19 protein-coding genes are annotated in these 21,335 nt (G+C 66.8%); 9 read left to right on the top strand and 10 right to left on the bottom strand.

Going from position 1 to position 21,335, the window contains the following annotated elements:
• The first annotated feature begins 8 nt into the window (after positions 1–8).
• Both ACG0Z6_RS05320 and argG read left to right on the top strand, forming a co-directional pair.
• The gene (locus ACG0Z6_RS05320; protein WP_394459202.1) at positions 9–608 is read left to right on the top strand and encodes an IMPACT family protein; all 600 of its coding nucleotides are present in this window, start codon (positions 9–11) and stop codon (positions 606–608) included.
• A 115-nt stretch (positions 609–723) separates the two neighbouring features.
• Positions 724–2,058, top strand: coding sequence for an argininosuccinate synthase (argG, locus tag ACG0Z6_RS05315; protein ID WP_394459200.1), 1,335 nt, complete (start codon positions 724–726; stop codon positions 2,056–2,058).
• A gap of 28 nt (positions 2,059–2,086) precedes the next feature.
• Here argG and ACG0Z6_RS05310 read toward each other — a convergent pair whose 3' ends face one another.
• The gene (locus ACG0Z6_RS05310; RefSeq protein WP_394459198.1) at positions 2,087–2,995 is read right to left on the bottom strand and encodes a hypothetical protein; all 909 of its coding nucleotides are present in this window, start codon (positions 2,993–2,995) and stop codon (positions 2,087–2,089) included.
• Between the two features lie 145 nt (positions 2,996–3,140).
• Positions 3,141–4,223, bottom strand: a complete 1,083-nt coding sequence (gene queA, locus ACG0Z6_RS05305; RefSeq protein ID WP_394459196.1) for a tRNA preQ1(34) S-adenosylmethionine ribosyltransferase-isomerase QueA — start codon at positions 4,221–4,223, stop codon at positions 3,141–3,143.
• 181 nt (positions 4,224–4,404) lie between these two features.
• Between queA and ACG0Z6_RS05300 the strand changes: the two genes are divergently transcribed.
• The 3 genes from ACG0Z6_RS05300 (at position 4,405) to ACG0Z6_RS05290 (ending at position 8,897) form a co-directional block, all read left to right on the top strand.
• The gene (locus ACG0Z6_RS05300) at positions 4,405–4,785 is read left to right on the top strand and encodes a hypothetical protein (protein ID WP_394459194.1); all 381 of its coding nucleotides are present in this window, start codon (positions 4,405–4,407) and stop codon (positions 4,783–4,785) included.
• 78 nt (positions 4,786–4,863) lie between these two features.
• Positions 4,864–6,951, top strand: a complete 2,088-nt coding sequence (recG, locus tag ACG0Z6_RS05295; protein ID WP_394459191.1) for an ATP-dependent DNA helicase RecG — start codon at positions 4,864–4,866, stop codon at positions 6,949–6,951.
• 83 nt (positions 6,952–7,034) lie between these two features.
• Positions 7,035–8,897 (top strand): GGDEF domain-containing protein, encoded by a 1,863-nt coding sequence (locus ACG0Z6_RS05290; RefSeq protein ID WP_394459189.1) that lies wholly within the window; start codon positions 7,035–7,037, stop codon positions 8,895–8,897.
• Between the two features lie 6 nt (positions 8,898–8,903).
• Here the strand turns inward: ACG0Z6_RS05290 and ACG0Z6_RS05285 are convergent, their stop codons facing one another.
• Genes ACG0Z6_RS05285 through ACG0Z6_RS05275 form a run of 3 tightly spaced genes read right to left on the bottom strand, consistent with a single transcriptional unit; the run spans position 8,904 to position 11,448 of the window.
• Entirely contained in the window at positions 8,904–9,548 is a 645-nt protein-coding gene (locus tag ACG0Z6_RS05285) for an ABC transporter ATP-binding protein (RefSeq protein WP_394459187.1), read from the bottom strand.
• Positions 9,549–9,550: 2 nt separating this feature from the next.
• Entirely contained in the window at positions 9,551–10,720 is a 1,170-nt protein-coding gene (locus ACG0Z6_RS05280; protein ID WP_394459185.1) for a hypothetical protein, read from the bottom strand.
• Positions 10,721–10,767: 47 nt separating this feature from the next.
• A complete protein-coding gene (locus ACG0Z6_RS05275) occupies positions 10,768–11,448 on the bottom strand; it encodes a peptidylprolyl isomerase (protein ID WP_394459183.1) in 681 nt (226 codons plus the stop codon).
• A 167-nt stretch (positions 11,449–11,615) separates the two neighbouring features.
• On the opposite strand from ACG0Z6_RS05275, the gene ACG0Z6_RS05270 reads away from it, so the two are divergent.
• Positions 11,616–12,104 (top strand): FKBP-type peptidyl-prolyl cis-trans isomerase, encoded by a 489-nt coding sequence (locus tag ACG0Z6_RS05270; RefSeq protein WP_394459181.1) that lies wholly within the window; start codon positions 11,616–11,618, stop codon positions 12,102–12,104.
• 9 nt (positions 12,105–12,113) lie between these two features.
• Here the strand turns inward: ACG0Z6_RS05270 and panC are convergent, their stop codons facing one another.
• Complete coding sequence (gene panC / locus ACG0Z6_RS05265) at positions 12,114–12,953, bottom strand: pantoate--beta-alanine ligase (protein WP_394459179.1); 840 nt, start codon at positions 12,951–12,953, stop codon at positions 12,114–12,116.
• An 18-nt stretch (positions 12,954–12,971) separates the two neighbouring features.
• Positions 12,972–13,778: a 3-methyl-2-oxobutanoate hydroxymethyltransferase gene (gene panB, locus ACG0Z6_RS05260; protein WP_394459177.1), complete on the bottom strand. Its 807-nt coding sequence runs from the start codon at positions 13,776–13,778 to the stop codon at positions 12,972–12,974.
• Between the two features lie 162 nt (positions 13,779–13,940).
• Between panB and ACG0Z6_RS05255 the strand changes: the two genes are divergently transcribed.
• On the top strand, positions 13,941–14,864 hold the full coding sequence (locus ACG0Z6_RS05255) for a hydrogen peroxide-inducible genes activator (protein ID WP_394459175.1): 924 nt from the start codon (positions 13,941–13,943) through the stop codon (positions 14,862–14,864).
• Positions 14,865–14,888: 24 nt separating this feature from the next.
• On the opposite strand, the gene ACG0Z6_RS05250 is transcribed toward ACG0Z6_RS05255, so the two are convergent.
• Positions 14,889–15,590 (bottom strand): hypothetical protein, encoded by a 702-nt coding sequence (locus ACG0Z6_RS05250; protein ID WP_394459173.1) that lies wholly within the window; start codon positions 15,588–15,590, stop codon positions 14,889–14,891.
• 303 nt (positions 15,591–15,893) lie between these two features.
• Here ACG0Z6_RS05250 and ACG0Z6_RS05245 point away from each other — a divergent pair, with 303 nt between their 5' ends.
• Entirely contained in the window at positions 15,894–16,661 is a 768-nt protein-coding gene (locus tag ACG0Z6_RS05245) for a sporulation protein (RefSeq protein ID WP_394459171.1), read from the top strand.
• Between the two features lie 43 nt (positions 16,662–16,704).
• Here ACG0Z6_RS05245 and ACG0Z6_RS05240 read toward each other — a convergent pair whose 3' ends face one another.
• The gene (locus tag ACG0Z6_RS05240) at positions 16,705–18,531 is read right to left on the bottom strand and encodes an OPT/YSL family transporter (protein WP_394459170.1); all 1,827 of its coding nucleotides are present in this window, start codon (positions 18,529–18,531) and stop codon (positions 16,705–16,707) included.
• A gap of 220 nt (positions 18,532–18,751) precedes the next feature.
• Here ACG0Z6_RS05240 and ACG0Z6_RS05235 point away from each other — a divergent pair, with 220 nt between their 5' ends.
• A complete protein-coding gene (locus ACG0Z6_RS05235; protein ID WP_394459167.1) occupies positions 18,752–20,404 on the top strand; it encodes a peptide chain release factor 3 in 1,653 nt (550 codons plus the stop codon).
• Here ACG0Z6_RS05235 and ACG0Z6_RS05230 read toward each other — a convergent pair.
• Positions 20,383–21,312, bottom strand: coding sequence for a LysR family transcriptional regulator (locus ACG0Z6_RS05230; RefSeq protein ID WP_394459165.1), 930 nt, complete (start codon positions 21,310–21,312; stop codon positions 20,383–20,385). The genes ACG0Z6_RS05235 and ACG0Z6_RS05230 overlap by 22 nt on opposite strands.
• Positions 21,313–21,335: the final 23 nt, after the last annotated feature.

Raw genomic sequence — 21,335 nt, 5'->3', positions numbered from 1 at the left:
ATCGCCCCATGTCCTTCAGCCTGCCCCATGCCTTCAGCCACGAGCTGGTGATCAAGAAAAGCCGCTTCATCGCCTGTGTTGAGCCCTGTGCCGGGCGCGAGGCCGCGCAGGCGCGCGTGGCCCAGCTCAAGGCCGAGCATCCCGGCGCGGCGCATGTCTGCTGGGCCTTGCTGGCCGGTGGGCAAAGCGCGGCGCATGACGATGGTGAGCCCGGCGGCACCGCCGGGCGGCCCATGCTGGAAGTGCTGCGCCATCAAGACCTGGAAGGCGTGCTGGCCACGGTGGTGCGCTACTTTGGTGGCGTCAAGCTGGGTGCGGGCGGGCTGGTGCGTGCCTACACCGACGCCGTGGCGCAGGCCCTCATTGACGCGCCCAAAATCGAGCGCGTGCGCACCGAGCAGCTGTGCTGCACCTTGCCCTACGCGCACGAGGGCGTGCTGCGCCGCTGTCTGGAACAAACCCCCGGCGCACAGCTGCTGGACGTGCAGCACGGTGCCCTGGTGCAGCTGCGCTTTAGCGTGCCGCAGCCGCTGGTGGCGGCGCTGCGCCAGCGCCTGGAAGACGCCACCCAGGGCCGCATCGGCTGGCTGCGCCCTGACGCCGACTGAGCCGGGCCTGGCGCCCGCGGCAAGCCCGCAGGTGGGCGTCGGCGGTCAGTGGGAGTGCGCGCCTAGAATGGGTTGAGCCCCCCCATCTTTCAACAACCTGCGCGAAAGTACTCCTGTGGCTGCGACCATCCTCCAACAGCTCCCCGCCGGCCAGCGCGTCGGCATTGCCTTCTCCGGCGGTCTTGACACCAGTGCGGCTGTGCACTGGATGCGTGCCAAAGGCGCCATTCCCTGCGCCTACACCGCCCACCTGGGCCAGCCCGACGAGAGTGATTACGAGGACATCCCGCGCCGCGCCCGGGCCTACGGCGCCGAAATCGCGCGCCTCATCGACTGCCGCGCGCAGCTTGCTGCCGAGGGCATTGCCGCCATTCAATGCGGGGCGTTTCACATCCGCACCGGCGGTGCCACCTACTTCAACACCACGCCGCTGGGCCGTGCCGTTACGGGCACGGCGCTGGTGGTGGCCATGCGCGAAGACGATGTGAACATCTGGGGCGATGGCTCCACCTTCAAGGGCAATGACATCGAGCGCTTCTACCGCTACGGCCTGCTGGCCAACCCGCAGCTGCGCATCTACAAGCCCTGGCTGGACCAGCGCTTCATCGACGAGCTCGGCGGCCGCAAGGAGATGAGCGAGTACCTCGTGGCCAACGGCTTTGACTACAAGATGAGTGTGGAGAAGGCCTATTCGACCGACTCCAACATGCTGGGTGCCACCCACGAGGCCAAGGACTTGGAGTTCTTGAACGCTGGCATGCACATCGTCAACCCCATCATGGGCGTGGCCTTCTGGCGCGAGGACGTGCACATCAAGCCCGAGACGGTGAGCGTGCGCTTCGAAGAAGGCGTGCCCGTGGCCCTCAACGGCCGCAGCTTTGCCAGCGCGGTGGAGCTGTTCGCCGAGGCCAACGCCATCGGCGGCCGTCATGGCCTGGGCATGTGCGACCAGATCGAGAACCGCATCATCGAGGCCAAGAGCCGCGGCATCTACGAAGCCCCGGGCATGGCCCTGCTGCACATCGCCTACGAGCGCCTGGTCAGCGGCATCCACAACGAGGACAGCATCGAGCAATACCGCATCAACGGCATGAAGCTGGGCCGCCTGCTCTACCAAGGCCGCTGGTTCGACCCGCAATGCCTGATGCTGCGCGACAGTGCCCAGCGCTGGATTGCCCGCGCCATCACCGGCGAAGTGACGCTGGAGCTGCGCCGCGGCAACGACTACAGCATTCTGGACACCGCCAGCCCCAACCTGACCTATGCGCCCGAGCGCCTGTCCATGGAGAAGGTGGAAGACGCGGCCTTCGCTCCGGTTGATCGCATTGGCCAGCTGACCATGCGCAATCTGGACATCAGCGACACCCGCGCCAAGCTGGGCATCTACAGCCAGACCGGCTTGTTGGGCAGCCAGAGCGAGGGCAGCCTGCCCTTGCTCAAGGGCGACTGAGGCTGCCCCTCAACGGGCGGTGGGCAGCTTAAAACCTGCAACCGCCCGCACCCCAGGACTCACGGAAGAACTGGCGGTCAATCCAGTAGTCGTGCTCGCTGTCAAAGGTGGTGGGGTTGCCGTCGTTGATCAAGTAGGCATTGAGGGCACCCCAATAGCCCATGCGGTTGTTGGTGGTGTTCTTGTTTTGATTGGCGCTGCCACGGGCCGCTGCGTAGCCCTTGTAGAGGGCCTTGTTGATGCAGTTCTCGCTGGACATGGCGTCCTGCACGGTCTTGCTGAAATCACGGTGGTCGGCATGGTCGTCGGGGTTGGTGCCGTGAGCATCGTCCGAGACATTCAGCCACACCGTGCCGGTGCCCTTCATGCTGGTCTTGATGATGGAAGCCAAGGTGGCTTTGAGCTCGGCCAAGGTGTAGCTGGTGTTGCGGCCATCCAGGGACTTGATGCTGCTGACGGCGCCGGAGCGCAGGCGCGTGACGCTCTCGTTGTTGGTACCCCTGAAGCCGCTACCGTCGCCGTTGCCATCGGGCAGCATCAGGGTATAGACCTTCACCTCGCCGATCTTGTAGACGGTGACGCGTTTGCCTGCATGCACTTCGGAGGTCTGATTGGTTTGCGGCACCTGCGAGCCCGGCGCCATGCTCATGAGAAAGCGCAGCGACTGGATGTGCGCCGTCACCCGCACATCAGCGTAAGACTTGTTGTAGATGTTGCTGCCCACGCCGCGCCCGTAGCCTGAGTCGCCAGCGGTGCCCAGAATCATGACAAAGGGTGTTTTGGCCACCGCATCGTCCATCAGATTCTTGCCCATGAACAAGGCGAAATCGTCAGGATGAGCTGCCGCGTACACCGAGTTTTGGCTGGGCGCTGCGGTAGCGGCGGGAACGGTGGTGGCCAAGAGTGCCAGGGCCAGACCAAGGGTTGAGGTGCGCATGAGCGGGCTCCATCGACTGGGGTTGAGCAATGGCTCGGATTGTCGAAAGCCCCGTTTCATTTGCCTTCCCCGCAACTGCAGGAGGCGCCTGGTATTGCGTGCTGAACTGCACAGTCACCCCCTCCCTGGCTTGAGGGGGCAGCTCTCAATTTTTTCGCGGGCGCTCCAGCAGCATGGCGTCGCCATAGCTGAAGAAGCGGTAGTGCTGTGCAATGGCGTGGCGGTAGAGGGCCATGATGGGTTCGTAACCAGCAAAGGCTGACACCAGCATCATCAGCGTGCTCTTGGGCAGGTGGAAGTTGGTGATCAGGCGGTCCACCACGCGGAACTCGAAGCCCGGGGTGATGAAGATGTCGGTCTCGCGCGCACCGGCTTGCAGCGTGCCGCCAAGCGCGGCGGACTCCAGCGCGCGCAGCGTGGTCGTGCCCACGGCCACCACGCGCCCACCGGCGGCCTTGCAGGCGGCGATGGCCTCTACCGTCGCCGGGCAGACCTCGAACCACTCGCTGTGCATCTTGTGCTCGCTGAGCTTGTCCACCCGCACCGGCTGGAAGGTGCCCGCACCCACATGCAGCGTCACATGCGCGGTGTGCACGCCGCGCGCGGCCAGGGCCGCCAGCACGCCTTCGTCAAAGTGCAGCGCGGCCGTGGGCGCGGCCACGGCGCCGGGTTCTTTGGCGAACACGGTTTGGTAGCGCCGCACATCGTCCTCGGAGTCGGCATGCTCGATATAGGGCGGCAGCGGCACATGGCCGTGGCGCTCCAGCAGCTCAAAAGCATCGCCCGAGAGGCGCAGGTGAAAGAGCCCGTTGTCAGGCCCGCAGCGGCCCAGCACTTGGGCCTCAAAAGCGCCCTCGGCAAAGCGCACGCAGGTGCCGGGCTTGGGGCTTTTGCTGGCACGCATATGCGCCCAGACCTCGTGGGCCGCACCGGCGGCGGCGGGCAGCACGCGCTCCACCAGGGCCTCCACCGCGCCGCCGCTGGCCTTGTGGCCATAGAGCCGCGCCTTGATGACTTTGGTGTTGTTGAACACCAGCAAGTCGCCGGGGGCGAGCAGCGCGGGCAGCTCGCGAAAGATGCGGTCCACCGGCGCGGCCTCGCGCCCATCGAGCAAGCGCGAGGCGCTGCGTTCGGCGGCGGGGTGCTGGGCAATCAGCTCGGGCGGCAGGGGGAAGTCGAAATCGCTGACGCTGTAGTGGGCGTCAGCAGGAGCAGGGGCAGCAGACATGCTTCGGGGGCGGGCCGGACAGACCCGCGCAAATGCAGATGAAACAAGGCCCGCATTGTTTCACGCACCCCGCTGTGTGAGGGCGTGCAATTGATGCGCGTCAATGCGCTGGCGGCTGTGGGCTGACACGATGGGCAGGCATCAAGGCACAACGCCAAACCACCATGGAAAGGGAGTTCCCATGAGTCTGTTCCACGCCGTCGTCCACCTGGATCACCACCAAGCGCAGATCCTGCAGTTCGACACCGAACATGTGCAGTCCGAGAAGGTCAAGGCCAGCTCGCGCCACAGCAAGCAGCACCACAACACCGTGCGCACCGAGCACGAGTTTTTTGCCGAAGTCTGCGAGCACCTGCAAGGCATCGCGGAAATCCTGGTGGTGGGCTCCAGCACCGCACAAAGCGACTTCAAGCACTACGTGGAAAAGCACCGCCCTGCACTGGTGCGCCATGTGGTGGGCTATGAAAGTGTTGACCACCCCACCGAGCGCCAGCTGGTGGCACTGGCACGCCAGTTCTTCCTCAAGCACGACCGCATGGCTGGCGTGCCCACGCCGCTGTGAGCCGCTGAGCGAGTGAGCGCCTGATCAGCCACCGTGGCCTGCCCGGCTGGTGGCTGGGCGCTTGGCAGAATGCGGCCCATGCCCGCCGCATCTGCCGCCCCTGCTCCTGCGAAGTCCGCCCCCGCCAAGTCCGGGCCGCAAAAGGCCATGGAGCGCCTGGGCCTGCTGCGCGATATCGACCTGGCTTTGCACCTGCCGCTGCGCTACGAGGACGAAACCCGCCTCACGCCGCTGCACCAGGCGCGCGAGGGCGAGACCCTGCAGTGCGAAGGTGTGGTCACCGAGTGCCGCATCGAGCTGCGCGGTCGTCGCCAGCTGCTGGTGCGGCTGCAAGACGCCGAGGGCGACCAGCTGCTGCTGCGCTTCCTCCACTTCTACCCCTCGCACCAAAAAACCTGTGCCGTGGGCCAGCGCCTGCGTGTGCGCGGCGAACTGCGCGGCGGCTTCTTCGGGCGCGAGATGGTGCACCCGCAGTTCCGTGCGGTGGACGAGCACACGCCGCTGTCGCAAAGCCTCACGCCGGTCTACCCCACCGGGGCCAATCTGCCGCAGGCCTATTTGCGCAAGGCCGTGGCTGCCGGGCTGCGCCGCGCCGATTTGGCCGAGCTGCTGCCCCCTGGCAGCGTGCCGCCGCAATTGCCCACGCTGCGCGAAGCCCTGGACTTTTTGCACCACCCCCCGCCACGTGCCAGCCTGGCCACGCTGGAAGACCACAGCCACCCGGCCTGGCAGCGCCTGAAGTTCGAGGAGCTGCTGGCCCAGCAGCTCAGCCAGATGCAGGCCCAGCGCGAGCGCGATCTGCTCAGCGCGCCAGCCCTGCGCCCACGCCCGGGCGGCCTGCACGAGCAACTGCTGGCCGTGCTGCCTTTTGCGCTGACTCGCGCGCAACAGCGCGTGGTGGAAGAAATCGCCCAGGACCTGGCGCGGCCCCACCCCATGAACCGCCTGCTGCAAGGCGATGTGGGCTCGGGCAAAACCGTGGTGGCAGCGCTGGCCGCGGCCGTGGCCATGGATGCGGGTTGGCAATGCGCGCTCATGGCGCCCACAGAAATCCTGGCCGAGCAGCATTTCCGCAAGCTGGTGGGCTGGCTGGAGCCTCTGGGGCTGAAGGTGGCCTGGCTCACGGGCAGCGTCAAAGGCCGGGCCCGCCAGAAGATGGTGGAGGCCGTGGCCGATGGCTCGGCCCAGCTGGTGGTGGGCACGCATGCGGTGATCGAAGACAAGGTGAGCTTTGCGCGCCTGGGTCTGGCCATCATTGACGAGCAGCACCGCTTCGGCGTGGCCCAGCGCCTGGCGCTGCGCCAAAAACTCCAGGCGCAAAGCAGCCGGGGTGGGGCGCAGCTCGAACCCCATCTGCTCATGATGAGCGCCACCCCCATTCCGCGCACCCTGGCCTTGACCTACTTCGCGGACCTGGCCGTGAGCACCATCGACGAGCTGCCACCCGGGCGCAGCCCCATCGTCACCAAGGTCTTTGCCGACACCCGGCGCGACGAGGTGGTGGGCAAGATCGCCGACGCCGTGCACGCTGGCCGCCAGGTCTACTGGGTCTGCCCGTTGATCGAAGAGAGCGAAGCGCTGGACCTGCAAAACGCCACCGACACCCATGCCCAGCTGTGTGAAGCCCTGCCGGGCTGCCAGGTGGGCCTCTTGCATGGGCGCATGTCGCCCAGCGACAAGACCGCCGTGATGGCCGAGTTTTCGGCCGGGCGGCTGCAGGTTTTGGTGGCCACCACGGTCATCGAAGTGGGGGTGGATGTGCCCAACGCCAGCCTCATGGTGGTGGAGCATGCCGAGCGCTTTGGCCTCTCTCAGCTGCACCAGTTGCGAGGGCGCGTGGGGCGTGGCGCAGTGGCCAGTGTGTGCGTGCTGCTCTACACCGCGCCGCTGTCAGATACGGGCAAAGCACGGCTGCGCGCCATGGCCGAAACCAACGACGGCTTTGAGATCGCGCGGCGCGATTTGGACATACGCGGTCCTGGGGAATTCATGGGCGCACGCCAAAGCGGCGCACAATTGCTGCGCTTTGCCGACTTGCAAGAAGATGCACCTCTGCTGAGCGCGGCCCGGCGTTTGGCGCCCGCTTTGCTGGACCAGCATCCGGCGGCGGCACAACGCCATGTGCAGCGCTGGCTCGGTGGCAAAGCAGAGTTTCTCAAGGCCTGACCGATCCCTCGTCCAGAAAGCACGCCATGGCTGTGTCAGTGGCACGCCCTCACACCTCTGCAAGCCCCCGCAAGCCCACCCTTTTGGCTTTGCTGATGGCAGTGTGTGTGGGCATGGCCAGCGCCGCTGCGCCTGAGCCGGACTATCGCCACCACCTCCAGCAAATGCACATGGCCGAGGACGACCCCGGCCAAGTGCTGCGGGCGGCAGAGCAGCGTTTGCGTGCGCCCGCCCAATCCAACGTGCAGCGGTTTTGGGATTTGCTCAGTGCTGCCTATATGCACCAATTGTTGAGCGAGCCCCAGGCTAGCCAACCGCAGTTGACGCAGGCGCGCGAGTTGTTGGACCGCCTCAGCCCCGATGCCCGCAAGGCCTTGGAGCCCTGGCTGATGGTGATGGAATCTTCCTCAGCCCACTGGTATGGCTTGATCAAACAAGCGGCCCAGACGCGCCTGGCACTGACCCAGCGCGCCGCCACCATCCCCGGCGGCAGTGAGCTGCGCTGCATCAGCCTGTCGCTGGAGCTCAGCGAGCTCTATGGGGCGGAACACGATGACGAAGTCTGGCGTGTGGCCGAACACCAAGAGCGCTGTGGACGCGAGCTGAAGCTGGACTTCCTTCGTTCAGGTGCATTGGCCATGCTCGCGCAGGTGCGCATTCTCTCGTCCACCGGGGCGGCCGATGTGGCGCGCGGTATGGCATTGATGGAGCAGGCCCTGGCGGTGAGCAGGGGCAATGAGCCTGGGGGCGGGCGCTACCGACGCAGCGTCATTCACTACGAAGCCGCCTCAGCACTGCTGTATGTCAACCGCGTCCAAGAGGCCTTGGTGCAACTCGATCTGGCCATGGCCCTGAGCCAGGAGCTGCATGACGTCAACGGCGTGGCCGCGGCCAATATGCTGAGGGCGGACGCGCTGATTTTGTCGAAGGACTATCTGCAGGCGCGTCAGCTGCTGGACGAAGCCTATGCATTGCTGGACAAAAGCCAGAGCGATCCGCGCCTGCACGCCCTGGTCATTTCGCAAGTCGACTTGCACACGCTGGCGCAATTGCCGGCGCTGCCGGTTTGGCTGGCGCGCGGCCAGGCGCTGCTGAGCCAACAACAAACGCCGTCACAGCGTCAGGCGCTGTTGAGCGTTCTGGCGCGCGGCCATGCCTCGCTCAAGCAATGGCAAAAGGCCTATGACTATTTGCAGGACAGCTTCAATTTCTTTGACAAGGCCCGCCAAGTCAAACGCGATGTCGAGTTGTTGCGCCTGCAGTCGCGCTACACCTCGGCTTTGCAAGAGGCCGAAAACGCCGAGTTGCGGCACAAAGCCGAAGCTCAGGCCCTGGCTTTGCAAGCTCACAAAGCCCGCGACCGGCTGATGTGGGCGGCCTTGACGGTGTTGGCCTCATTGGCCATATTGGCCTCGATGCTGGCCCTGCGCGCCCATCGGCGGCGGCGTTTGCTGCAAGACCTGGCCCTGCGCGACCCGCTTACCGATGCGCCCAACCGCCGTGCTGTCAGCGCCTACGCACAAAGTCAAATCACCCAGGCGCGACGTCTGGGTTTGCCGCTGGCCATTGCCCTGATTGACTTGGACCATTTCAAGCAGGTCAACGACCAGCACGGGCACGCCGGTGGCGACGCCTTGCTGCAGCTCTTTGCCACCAGTTGCACCACCATCTTGCGCGGCCAGGACCGCGTGGGCCGCTGGGGCGGGGAGGAGTGGCTCATCGTCACGCCGGGCTCCACGCGCGCTGAGCTGCACGCCATCTTCAGCCGCCTACAGCGGCACTACGCCAAAGCCACCTCGCCGCTGCTGCCCAGCCCGCATGAACAGACCTTCTCCATGGGTGGGGCCGAGCTGGGCCTGGATGGCGAAAGCCTGGATGACTTGCTCGAGCGCGCCGACGAGCGGCTCTACCAAGCCAAAACCCAGGGCCGCAACCGCTTGGTGTGAGCCTGGTTAAGCCTGCAGCTGCAGGGTCTGCAGCGGGCTCAGCGCGGGGTCTTCATGGCTGGCCATCACGGTCCAGCGTGCGGCGTCTTGGTGGCGTTGCTGCAGGCGCTGGCGCAGCGCGGCCGCGGCTTGTTCGTCGAGGGCGTTGAAGGGCTCGTCCAGCAGCAGCAGCGGCACATCCAGGCTCAGCGCGGCGGCCAGTGCGGCTTTGCGCTGCGTGCCGGTGGAGAGGCTGTGCAGCGCCTGGTCCAGCCAGCGCGTCAAACCCAAGGCCGTGCTGGTGGCGCTCCAGTCGCGCCAGTGCGCCTCGTCATGCACGCCGTAGAGGCCGGCCAAAAACGCGAACAGCTGGCGCGGGCTGAGGTGGGGCAGCGGCGCGCCCTCGGCCCCCACCCAGGCCGTCTGGCGTCGCCAGGCCTGGGCATCGCGGCGCAGCTCCAGCGTGCCCAAGCGGGCCTGGCCGCATTGGGGCTGCAGCACCGCACCCAGCAGCTTGAGTCGGGTGGATTTGCCGCAGCCGTTGGGGCCCTGCAGCCAGCTCGCGCCAGGCGCCAGGGTGGCGCTCCAGTTGTCCACCACGCGCTGCGTGTCATAGGCAAAGCTCAGCTGTTCGAGCTGCAACATCGGCAAGTCCTGTTCAGGTGGGGGCATGTTCAGGCGGCTCCCAAGCTCAGTGCCGCGGCCAGCCACAGCGCCGTGCCCAACAAGGCAAAGCCCAAGGTGAAGGTGGGGCTGGAAGACTGTGCTGGGCTGGGCGGCGCCACCCCCGGCGCACGCAAGCTGCCGTGGCCCACCCACAGCGGCAACAGCAGGCCGCAGGCCAGGTACAGCGCAAAAGCGCGCGGGCTGGCGTTGTAGGGGCCGTCGAGCACGCGCATCAGCAGTGCCAGCACAGCCAGCCCCAGCCAGGTCGGTGCCAGCGCGCTGCTGAGGGTGAGCGCCCTCCAGCGCCACAGCGGCAGCGGCCAGGCGGCCAGCCAGGGGTTGTGATCGGCGTCTTGCAGCGTCTGGGCCTGCTGCAGCACGCGGCGGCTGCTCCACAAGGTCCAGACCACATGCGCGGCCAGCACCACGCGCACGCTGGCGTGCGGCAGCAGCCACAAGGCCAGGGCGCAGAGGGCCTGGCCCAGTGCCGCCACGCTCCACCACAGCAGCAGCCCCGGCGCGCGGCCGCGCCGGATGCGCCAGCCCCACCACGCGGCCCACAGGCCCAGCACCGGGGGTGAGGCGGGGTGGCTTGATGGGGCCGCTACGGCCTCTGCCGATGGCGCGCAGCGCAGCACAGCACGGGCAGGCGCGCGGCGCCAGGCTTGCGCCAGCACCGCCCAGGCCAGGGCCAGCAGCATGGATACGGGCAAGCCCGCCCACACCGCCCCCCAATGGCCCGTCAGCCACGCGGGCTGCTGCCAGCCCCACAAGGCCAGCGAGGCCAGACACAGCAGCCACCAAGGCAGTTGCAGGCCCAGGGCCACCCAGGCATCGGCCGCGTGGCGCTGCAGGGCCGTCAGCGGCCAGGCACGCTCCTGTGCCAGCAGCGGGGCGGGCAGCATCAGCGGCAGCAAGGCGCTGCATAGCAGAGCGGGCGGCAGCGCCAGCAGCATCCACCAGCCCAGGGCTTCCAGCGCCGGGGCTTGGGCGGCGCGCAGCAAGGGCATGCTCACCCAGGCCAGCGCGGCCCAGCTCAAGACCCCCAGCGCTGGCACGGCCACCACCAGGGCGGCCCACCAGCGTCGCAACAGCAAGCGCAGCTCATGCCAGCACAGGCCCCAGCGCACGCGGCGCCAGGGCAAGGGGGCAGGCATCAAAACAGGGGTGTCAGGCATGGGGCCGCCCAGTGTAAAGGCGGCCCCATGCCTTCAAGGTTTGCCGCCTATTGCAGGCGCTGCACCCAGTACACCAGCACCTCGGTGGCGGGGCGCAGGTCGTCAACAGCGTAGCGCAGCACGGGCTGGGTGTTGATTTGCTCCAGCACCGGCGCCCCGCTGATCAAGCGCCCAAACACCGTGTAGCCCGCCTTGCTGGGGCTTTCGTAGTCCAGGCTGGGGTTGTCGCGCACGTTCACAAAAAACTGGCTGGTGGCGCTATTGGGGTCGGAGCGCCGCGCCATGGCCAGGGTGCCGGGCATATTGCCCAGGCCGTTGTTGGCCTCGCTGGCAATGGCGGCATAAGTGGGCTGTTTGTAGCGCATGCCGCTGCTGTAGGCCCCGCCCTGAAAGATGAAGTCGCGGTCCACGTGGTGGATGAGTGTTTGCGTGTAGAAGCCGTCCGACACATAGCGCAGGAAGTTGGCCACGCTGTTGGGCGCGTAGTCGCTGTAGAGCTCAAACACCATCTCACCGCTGCTGGTGAGCATGCACACCGTGGGCCAACGGCTTTGCGCCGACGCCGCCAAGCCCGCGGGGCTGCAGCTGTAGGTGCTGGGGTAGGGCTGCGGGTTGGCGCGTGCCTGGGGCAGGTTGTCGCGCGCGGCTTCGCCGCCGCCGCCGCAGGCGCTCAACAAAGCCGTCAGGGCCAGCAGGGCGGCTGTGCTTGTTCGGGTGAGCCAAGTCATGGGGGTGGCGCTTTCGCAGTGAATGAGCTGAGGGCCTAACGCCTCGCACCCCGCTGCGGATGACCCGCCCTACCAGTTCGGGGGGCAAGGCACAAACCGGCCTGATCCTGCCGTTACAGTGCCCCACGGCCCGCCCCGGCCACAGGGGCTTGTTGAGGAGGGATTCCATGTTGCGTTCCGTGTTGAAGAGCCGCCGCGCCCTGCTGGGTGTGAGCATGGGTGTGGTGCTGGCCTTGAGCGGCTGCGGCGGTGGCAGCAGCAGCGACAGCGGCGGCACCGACTGGGCCACGATCTCGGGCTCCAGCGCCGTCACCACGCTGGGCATGACGGATGTGAGCGTGGGCACGGGGGCCACTGTGGCCACGGGCCAAACCGTGACCGTGCACTACACCGGCTGGCTCTATGACAAGCGCGCGACGGGCAACAAGGGCAGCCAGTTTGATTCTTCAGTCGGCAAAACACCGTTTGCCTTCCCCCTGGGCGCAGGCCGGGTGATCGCAGGCTGGGACCAGGGCGTGCAAGGCATGAAGGTTGGTGGCAAGCGCACGCTGGTCATCCCCGCGTCGCTGGGCTATGGCGCACAAGGTGCTGGCGGCGGCGCCATCCCGCCCAATGCCGCCTTGATTTTTGACGTCGAAGTGCTGGCCGCGCAGTAAGCGCGATCGCTACGCGCCTCGCCCCTCAATGTTGTCAATCAAGCGCGTGTTGCCGAGTTTGGCCGCACCCAGGGCCACCAGGGCGTCGCCAGCAGCGGGGGTGCCCAGGTCGTGCTGGCGGCGCAGCACCATGTAGTCGGGGGCCCAGCCAGCGGCTGAGAGTTGCGCCATGGCCCAGGCCTCGGTCTCTTCAAGCGCGGCGCCTGCGGCGTGGCGCTGCAGCATGTCGCGCAGGGTGCGCGACAGCAGCAGGGCTTGCTCGCGCTGTTCGTCGCTGAGGTAGCCGTTGCGCGACGACAGGGCCAGGCCTTGCGCATTGCGCAGGGTCTCGCCGCCCAGGATCTCGATGGGCAGGGCCATTTGCGCCACCATGCGGCGGATGACCATGAGCTGCTGGTAGTCCTTTTTGCCGAACACGGCGATGTGCGGCTGGACGATGTGAAAGAGCTTGGCCACCACCGTGCACACGCCGGTGAAGAAGCCGGGGCGGAAATGGCCCTCGAGGATGTCGGCCAGCGCGCTGGGAGGCTGCACTTTGTAGCCTTGCGGCTCAGGGTAGAGCTCGGCCTCGTCGGGCGCAAACACATGGTCGCAACCGGCCTCACGCAGCAGCGCGCAGTCGCGCTCCAGGGTACGGGGGTAGCGGTCAAAGTCTTCGTGCGGCGCGAATTGCAGCCGGTTCACAAAGATGCTGCACACCACCTGGCCATCAGGCCCTGCGGCCGCACGGGCCTGGCGCACCAGGGCCAGATGGCCTTCGTGCAGATTGCCCATGGTGGGCACAAAAGCAATGGGCGCGCGGCCACGCAGGGCTGCGCGCTGCGCAGCGATGGTGTGGTGAATCAACATGAAAGCGTCGGGAGTGAATCAGTAGCCGTGCAATTCGGGATGGGGAAAGGTGCCGGCCTGGACTTCGCCGACATAGCGGCGCACGGCGTCCTGAACCGAGCTGGCACCTTGCATGAAGTTTTTGACAAAGCGCGGGCGCCGCCCGCTGCTGAGGTCCAGCATGTCGTGCAGCACCAGCACCTGGCCGGAGCAGTCCGGGCCCGCGCCGATGCCGATGACGGGAATCGACAGCGCTTGTGTGATGTCTGCCGCCAGCGCCGAGGGCACCAGCTCCAGCACCAGCATTTGCGCACCGGCTTCTTGCAGGGCCAGCGCGTCGGCCTTGAGTTTGGCAGCACCCGCGGCGTCGCGCCCCTGCACCTTGAAGCCCGACAGCGCGGTGACGGTTTGTGGCGTCAAACCCAGGTGGGCGCACACGGGAATGCCGCGCTGGCTGATGAAGCGCACGGTCTCGGTGGTCCAGCCGCCGCCTTCGAGTTTGACCATCTGCGCGCCGGCCTTGTGCAGCTCCACGGCGGCGAGCATGGCGGCTTCGGGCGTGGTCTGGTAGCTGCCAAAGGGCAGGTCCGCCAGCAGCCAGGCATTGCGGCGGCCGCGTGCCACGCAGCGCGTGTGGTAGACCATGTGCTCCAGCGCCACGGGCACGGTGCTGGCTTCGCCTTGCAGCACATTGCCCAGCGAGTCGCCCACCAGCAGCGCGTCCACACCGGCGTCGTCCAGCAGCGTGGCAAAGCTGGCGTCGTAGCAGGTCAGCATGGCGATTTTTTCGCCACGGGCGTGCCTGTCGAGCAGGCCTTGCAGGGTGATGGGTTTGCGTTCGCTCATGGGGGTCCCCGGGGTCGCCCGCGCGGCTGGGTGCTGCAAAGCAGCCCGTCGGCGGTGCGGCATATTGCGCGGCTGGGCAGTGTAGCCGCGTGCAGCCAAAGTGCGCGCTTGTGGTCACAATCCGGCTTGCCCACCCCCTCACCCAAGCTGGAGCCCGCCGCCATGACCTTGACCGAACTGCGCTACATCGTGGCGGTGGCTCGCGAGCGCCATTTCGGCCGCGCCGCCGAGGCCTGCCATGTCTCACAGCCCACGCTGTCAGTGGCGGTGAAAAAGCTCGAGGACGAGCTGGATTTGAAAATCTTCGAGCGCGGCGGCAGCGAGGTCAGCGTGACGCCGCTGGGCGAGGAAATCGTGCGCCAGGCGCAGTCGGTGATCGAGCAGGCCAATGCCATCAAGGAAATTGCCAAGCGCGGCAAAGACCCCCTGGCCGGTGCGCTGCGGCTGGGGTTGATCTACACCATCGCACCCTATCTGCTGCCCGAGCTGGTGCGCCACATCATTGAGCACCACCCGCAGATGCCCCTGATGCTGCAGGAGAACTTCACCGTGCGGCTGCTGGAGATGCTGCGCACCGGGGAGCTGGACTGCGCCATCCTGGCCGAACCCTTCCCCGACGCGGGGCTGGCGGTGGCACCGCTCTACGACGAGCCCTTTATGGTGGCTGTGCCCCAGCACCACGCGCTGGCGCAGCTGCGGGAGGTCAGCGCCGAGGCGCTCAAGGCCGAAACCATGCTGCTGCTGGGCAATGGCCACTGCTTTCGCGACCATGTGCTGGAGGTCTGCCCGGAGTTTGCGCGCTTCTCCAGCGATGCCGAGGGCATACGCAAGAGCTTTGAGGGCAGCTCGCTGGAGACCATCAAGCACATGGTGGCCGCGGGCATGGGCGTGACGGTGGTGCCCCAGCTCAGCGTGCCGCGCGACGCGCCCGAGCACCTGCGCTTCGTGCCCTTCAGCGCCCCGGTGCCCAGCCGCCGCGTGGTGCTGGCCTGGCGGCGCAGCTTCACGCGTTACGAAGCCATTGCCGCGCTGCGCAATGCCGTGCACGCCTGCGCGCTGCCGGGCATCCAGCTGGTGAGGGCCTGAGGCCGCCCGCGCGGCGGCGCTGGGTCAATCGCGGCGGCGGCGGCGCAAGCTGCGCAGCAGCGCATTCACGCCCAGCACCACGCCGGTGAGGGTGAGGCCCAGGGCCAGCAGGGCCGCCGCGCGCAGCAGCGGGTTGTTGAAGTCCTCGCCCTCGCTGTAGTCCATCACGTGCAGGCGCCACATCAAGTCGTACAGCACCCAGGCCCGGGTGCGCGCCACCAGGAACTCGCCGCTGCGCGCATCGAAGTACAGCCGGGTGTGCAGCTTGTCGTCAAACTGCACCCGCCACACGGCGCCACGGTGGCGCAGCTCCTGCACCCACAGCAGGCTGCGCGGCACTTGGGCCAGCTGCTCAATCTCCAGCACCTGCCCGGAGCCCCGGTAGACCTGCTGCGCGCGGCGCAGCACCGCCGCTTGCGTGGGGGGCTCCAGCCACTGCCCTTGCATGGTGAGCCAGCGCTCACCTTCGGCTGTATTGAGCTTGAGCGCTGGGCCCTCAGCGGCCATGACCCAGGCGGCGGCACTCACGGTCCCGAGCTGGGCCAGCTCCTGGCGTGTGGCTTCGTGGGGCAAGGCCATCTGTTGCACCAGCAGTGCAGCATCCACATTCAGCGCGGGGCGCTGCACCGTGTCGGCTGCCTTCACCCAAGCTTTGAAGGGCATCCAGGCAAAGAGCAGCCCCCCCAACACCCAAGCCAGCACCTGCGGTGCCACCACCCAGCCCATCCATCGATGCCACCGAAACCACCCTGCCACACTCGCCATAACCCACCTTAAATGATAAAACTGACACAGTTTTGCACGCAAGACCCGCCACGCGGAAGATTATTGAAACAATCAATCTAACAAAATTAATTGATAGGCATCAAACGCATGCAGTGCTGGTCGCACCAATCGGCGAGGTGATTTCCTCAGGCTTGTGCATTGATCCTCTGATTTTTCTAGCGCCGAAAAAGCGGCGAAGTCACTAAGCTGCGCAGCTTCGCCCAAACCCCGGGCGTGCAACGGATACGGAAGTTTTCAGCAGTGTTGAAGAAGTTGTTTGCAGCAGTGGGCGTCGGCGGCGCCAAAGTGGATACGGTTTTGGTGTCGAGCCGGGTGCGCCCCGGCGAGGTGGTGCGCGGCGAGGTGCGCATCCAAGGCGGTGCGGTGGACCAGGACATCGAGAAGGTCGACGTGCTCCTGATGGCCGAGGTCGAGCAAGAGGCGGGCGACCACGAAGTGCGCGCCGCCCACCCGCTGCGCCGCTACCAGGTGGCAGGCCGCCTGCATGTGCGCGCAGGCCAGACCCTGGCCCTGCCGTTTGAGCTGCTGCTGCCGCTGGAAACCCCGGTGAACAACGCCCAGGCCCTGACCAGCCCGGGCTTCAGCGGCTTTGGCCCGCAGGTGCGCGCCGCCGTGTGGCTGCACACGGACCTGGCTATTGCCTCGGCCCTGGACGCCAAGGACCGCGACTTCCTGGACGTGCTGCCCCTGCCGCAGATGGAGCGCCTCATTGCCGCCATGGCGCAGCTGGGCTTTGTGCACGTCAGCACCGATGTGGAGTACGGCACCGCCCAGTGCAACGGCGTGGCCAGCAGCGTGGGCTGCTACCAGGAGTTTGAGTTCAAGCCCCTGCAGTACGGCGGCGGCATCAAGGAGGTGGAGATCACCTGCATCGCCCGCGCCGAAGGCGTGCACGTGCTGCTGGAGATGGACCGTCGTTTCCGCGGCGACAGCTACCGCAGCCTGGTGATGGGCCCGGACTGGGCCCAGCGCAACTGGGTGGCCGAGCTGCAGCGCGTGCTGCAGGGCTGAAGCCCGCGCGGCCGGGCCTTCAGGCCCCGGCCGCACCGCCAGCTCACACCATGGCGGCCAGGCCCATCAGGCCCAGGAACAGGGCGGCCAGGGCGTCGCCCGCAATCAGGCCGCCGCCCACCAGCGAGGTGGCGCTCATGTCTGCCGGCAGCGCCTCCTCGCCCTCAGCCGGTGCGGGCTTGGGCAGGCTGTTGATGAGGCTGGAGACCACACCCCCAGCGGCCAGCCAGGCCGAGGTGTAGAGGTTCACAAAGCCGCCAAAGGCCACGGCATAGGGGCTGGGCAGCAGCACGGCGTCCACCACAAAGTCCAGCGCGCGGCCTGCGCGTGAAGCCTGGGTGCGGCGCGCCCACCAGGCGCTGCCCAGCAGCAGCTTGCGCGCCACCTCCATCGCCAGGCCCAAGGCCATGCCCAGCACGATGGCGTGCACCTGGTAGGGCTTGGGGTCGGTGAGGCTGCGCAGCGCGCCCACCAGCTTGTAAGTCATGGCCGAGGTCCACTGCGCCGGCGCCTGGTCGGCGCTCATGGTGGTCTGGTCCAGGTTCAGCACCGGGTAGGCCGTCATGAAGAGCTGGGCAATGCCCACCGCCAGCACCGCGCCCACCAGCAACCCGCCCACTTGGTAGCGGAACTGCAGCACGCGGTTGGAGCCCAGGCGCCAGCCGGTGGAGCGGTCTTGCTGCATGTCGCCCGCGGTGTTGACGGTGACAAACACCACCATGGCCGCCATCAGGCCCACCATGGGGTCGTGCAAACCGGCCATGGCCAGCACCAGCACCGTCACCACAAAGGCGGCAGAGATGGGGGGCGAATCCGTCAGGCCCAGCGAGATGCCGCACACCAGCACAAACACATAGACCAGCACCAGCGCAATGGCCATGTGCAGCGCGCTGATGCCAAACAAGCCTATGCCGCAGGCCACGGTGGCCAGCGTCCACACGCCCACCCAGGCCAGCAGGCGCTTCTGGCTGAAGCGTGGGCCCAGGCCCGCGCCCACCTGCTCCTGCGGCACGGCCTGTGCCGGGGGCGGTACAGCCAGGCGGTGCGCCACGCCCCAGAAGATCTTCAGCAAATCCACCAGCGCTGCGCCCAGCACCATGCCCAGCGCAATCAAAAAGGCAATCTTGCGAAACGGGTCGCCCGGGTTGAGCCAGCCCATGGCCACAAACTGCGGCGTGAGGGCGTGGAACACCAGACCCGCCGTGAGCGCCGGAATGCCCACGCGCGCGCCGGTGATCAGGCCCGCGCCAAAAGTGGAGCAGGACAGCTCCACCGCGCCCAGCAGCGGCAGCTTGGCCGTCCCGATGCCGCCCAGCAAACCCGCGCCCATGCCGCCAAACAGGCGCGACACCGAGCGGCGCAGCAGCACCGGGTCGGTGAGCGCGCGCAGGATATTGGCCACCGCCAGGCCCGAGGGGAAGGTCAGCTGCATGCGCTGCACCAGCAGCGGCGTGTAGAGCATGCCCACGCCCGCGGCCATCATGCCGATGCACAGCAAATACAGCACCAGCTGCCAGTGCGGCACGGGCGGCAGGCCCATCCAGGTCATGGCCTGAATGAGGGTGCTCATGGCCATCATGCTGGCCACCGAGGCGGCAATGGTCTGGATGTAGTTGGCGCCGTGGCGGCCCTGCGCGCCGTAGCCATAGGTCACCACCGAACCCAAAATCCCCGCCAGCACCTGCCCACCGACATAAAAGCCCAGCGAGAAGTTCATGAACGCCGCCGTCACCCCACCCAGCGGGCCCAGCACCAGCAGGCCCACCGCCGCCAGCAGCGCGTAATAGCTCGTACTGCCCACCGGCGGCAGCCAGGCCCAGCGGCGGGTGTCGTGGAGGTGAAGCGGCTCAGCAGGCGGCGCAGCAGACATGGGGAACTTCCTGGAAAACTCGAAAGGGGGGCAATCTAAGGGTTTTGCCGCAGGGCGTCTGCAGTAAAAACCTGCCCCCGCAGATGGGGGCCGTGCAGTCCTGCATAGCGCCCGCCCCAAGCGCGGACTTGGCTTCAATCTTGCTTGACCGCCGCGCGAGCCGACGCGCTGGCGATAATGGCGGGTTTTCCCCGCCACCGCCCGCCCGGGCCCGCCTGCCATGTCCTCCGAGCTGAACACCCGCATCGACGGCGAAGTGCGCCGCCGCCGCACTTTTGCCATCATTTCCCACCCTGACGCGGGCAAGACCACGCTCACGGAAAAGCTGCTGCTGTTCTCCGGCGCCATCCAGATTGCCGGGTCGGTGAAGGCGCGCAAGGCCTCGCGCCATGCGACCTCGGACTGGATGGAGATTGAAAAGCAGCGCGGCATCTCGGTGGCCAGCTCGGTCATGCAGATGGAATACCGCGACTGCGTGATCAACCTGCTGGACACCCCGGGCCACCAGGACTTCTCGGAAGACACCTACCGCGTGCTCACCGCCGTGGATGCGGCGCTGATGGTGATTGACGCGGCCAACGGCGTGGAGCCGCAAACCCGCCGCCTGCTGCAGGTCTGCCGCGCCCGCAACACGCCCATCCTCACCTTCGTGAACAAGATGGACCGCGAGGTGCAAGACCCCCTGGCGCTGATGGACGAAATCGAGCGCGAACTCGGCATGACCGTGGTGCCCTTCACCTGGCCGGTGGGCATGGGCAAACACTTCCACGGCGTGATGGACCTGCGCCAAGAGCGCATGCGCGTCTTCGCCCCGGGTGAAGACCGCGTGGCTGGCACCGAAGAAGTGCTCGACGGCCTGGACAACCCCGCCTACGCCGAACGCTTTGGCATGCAGTACGACAACGCCCAGGGCGAAATCGAGCTGGTGCGCGAAGCCGCGCCCGAGTTCGACCTGGAGCAATTCCTCACCGGCAAGCAAACGCCCATGTTCTTCGGCTCGGCCGTGAACAACTTCGGCGTGCAAGAGGTGCTGGACGCCCTCGTTGAACTGGCCCCGTCGCCGGGCGAGCGTGGCGCACTGCAGCGCGTGGTGCAGCCCCAGGAACCCAAGTTCACCGGCGTGGTGTTCAAGATCCAGGCCAATATGGACCCGGCCCACCGCGACCGCATCGCCTTCCTGCGCGTGGCCAGCGGCCACTTCGAGCGCGGCATGCGCCTCAAAGTTGTGCGCAGCGGCAAAGAACTGCGCCCCAACACCGTGGTGAGCTTCCTCTCCCAGCGCCGCGAGCTGCTGGACGAGGCCTTTGCGGGCGACATCATCGGCATCCCCAACCACGGCGTGCTGCAGCTCGGAGACACCATCACCGAAGGCGAAGCCCTGCAATTCACCGGCCTGCCCTTCTTCGCGCCGGAAATGTTCCGCAGCGTGGAAGTGGCCGACCCGCTCAAAACCAAGCAGCTGCGCGAAGGCCTGCGCCAGCTCGGCGAAGAAGGCGCCATCCAAGTCTTCCGCCCCGAGGCCGGCACCGTGCTGCTGCTGGGGGCCGTGGGCCAGCTGCAGTTCGAAGTGGTAGCCCACCGCCTGGAGCATGAGTACGGCGTCAAAGCCCGCATCACGCCCGCGCGCTACAACGTGGCGCGCTGGGTCACCTGCGAAGACTTCGACGGCCTCAAAGGCAGCGGCGAAAAAGAACTGCGCCGCTTCATCGACCACAACGCCCACCGCGTGGCCTGGGACGCCGTCAACGCCCCCACCGTGCTGCTGGAATACGCCGGCGAGCTGCGCGCCATGCAAGACAACTGGCCCAAGATCCAGTTCCACGCCCTTCGCGAACACGCGGGCCTGGTGTTTCAGCAGCGCATGGAGGGGTGAGGGGTTTCTGGCGCCAAGTGAGGTGCCAGCACCTCACCGAGCCATTGGGCGAACGAACTGAGTCGACGGGACAGATGGTGCCGGTGCGGATACACCAACTGGACGGGTAGTGGCGCGGGTCGATACAGGGGCATGACTTCAACCAGTTCGGCTCGTGCGAGATGGTCGCTCACATCGAAAGCTGGCACCTGGATCAAACCCATTCCCGCGAGCGCACAGGCAATGTAGGTTTCGGCATTGTTCGCGCTGATTCGACTGCTGCTTGCTGCTACTTGAGTCTGCCCCTCTTCGCACCACTCCCAGGGTGCTGCACGGCCACTGGTGGGTGAGAGGTAGTCGACGACCCAGTGCTGTGACAGGTCTTCGGGGTTGACGGGAGTGCCGTGACGCGAAAGGTAGTCCGGGCTGGCGCAATTGATCATGTCGAACCGGCCCAAAGGTCGGCACACCAGGCTGCTAGCAGTCAACGTGCCCACACGCACAGCGCAATCGACCCCGTCTTGCACCAGGTCGATCAAACGATCACTCGACCCCAGGTCGATGGACAGTTCGGGATGCTGCGCAAGATAGGCAGGCATGGCCGGTGCCAAGACGCGCCGGGCCAGTCGGCTGGGCACATCCACCCGCAGCCTCCCGGTCAGGCTGGCCGAGGTGGGTCGGAACTGCTGCTCCATCTCCTCCATGTCCAATACCAGCGCAACGGCTCTGTCGAGCATAGCCTCGCCATCCGGCGTCAGGCTGACTCGCCGGGTGGTGCGGTGCAGCAATCGGGTACCCAGGCGAGTTTCCAGTTGCTGTATCGCCAACGAGACGGTCGCGCGCGGCAGGCCGAGCTGATCGGCTGTTTTAGAGAAGCTGCCGCAAGAGGCGATGCGCACGAAGATGCGCAGATGGTCGATCCGATCCATGACGATGATTGTTGGAGTTTTTT

It is taken from the genome of Roseateles rivi, from assembly GCF_043555845.1.
GTDB lineage: Bacteria > Pseudomonadota > Gammaproteobacteria > Burkholderiales > Burkholderiaceae_C > Roseateles > Roseateles rivi.
This window is presented reverse-complemented; position numbering and strand designations above follow the sequence as displayed.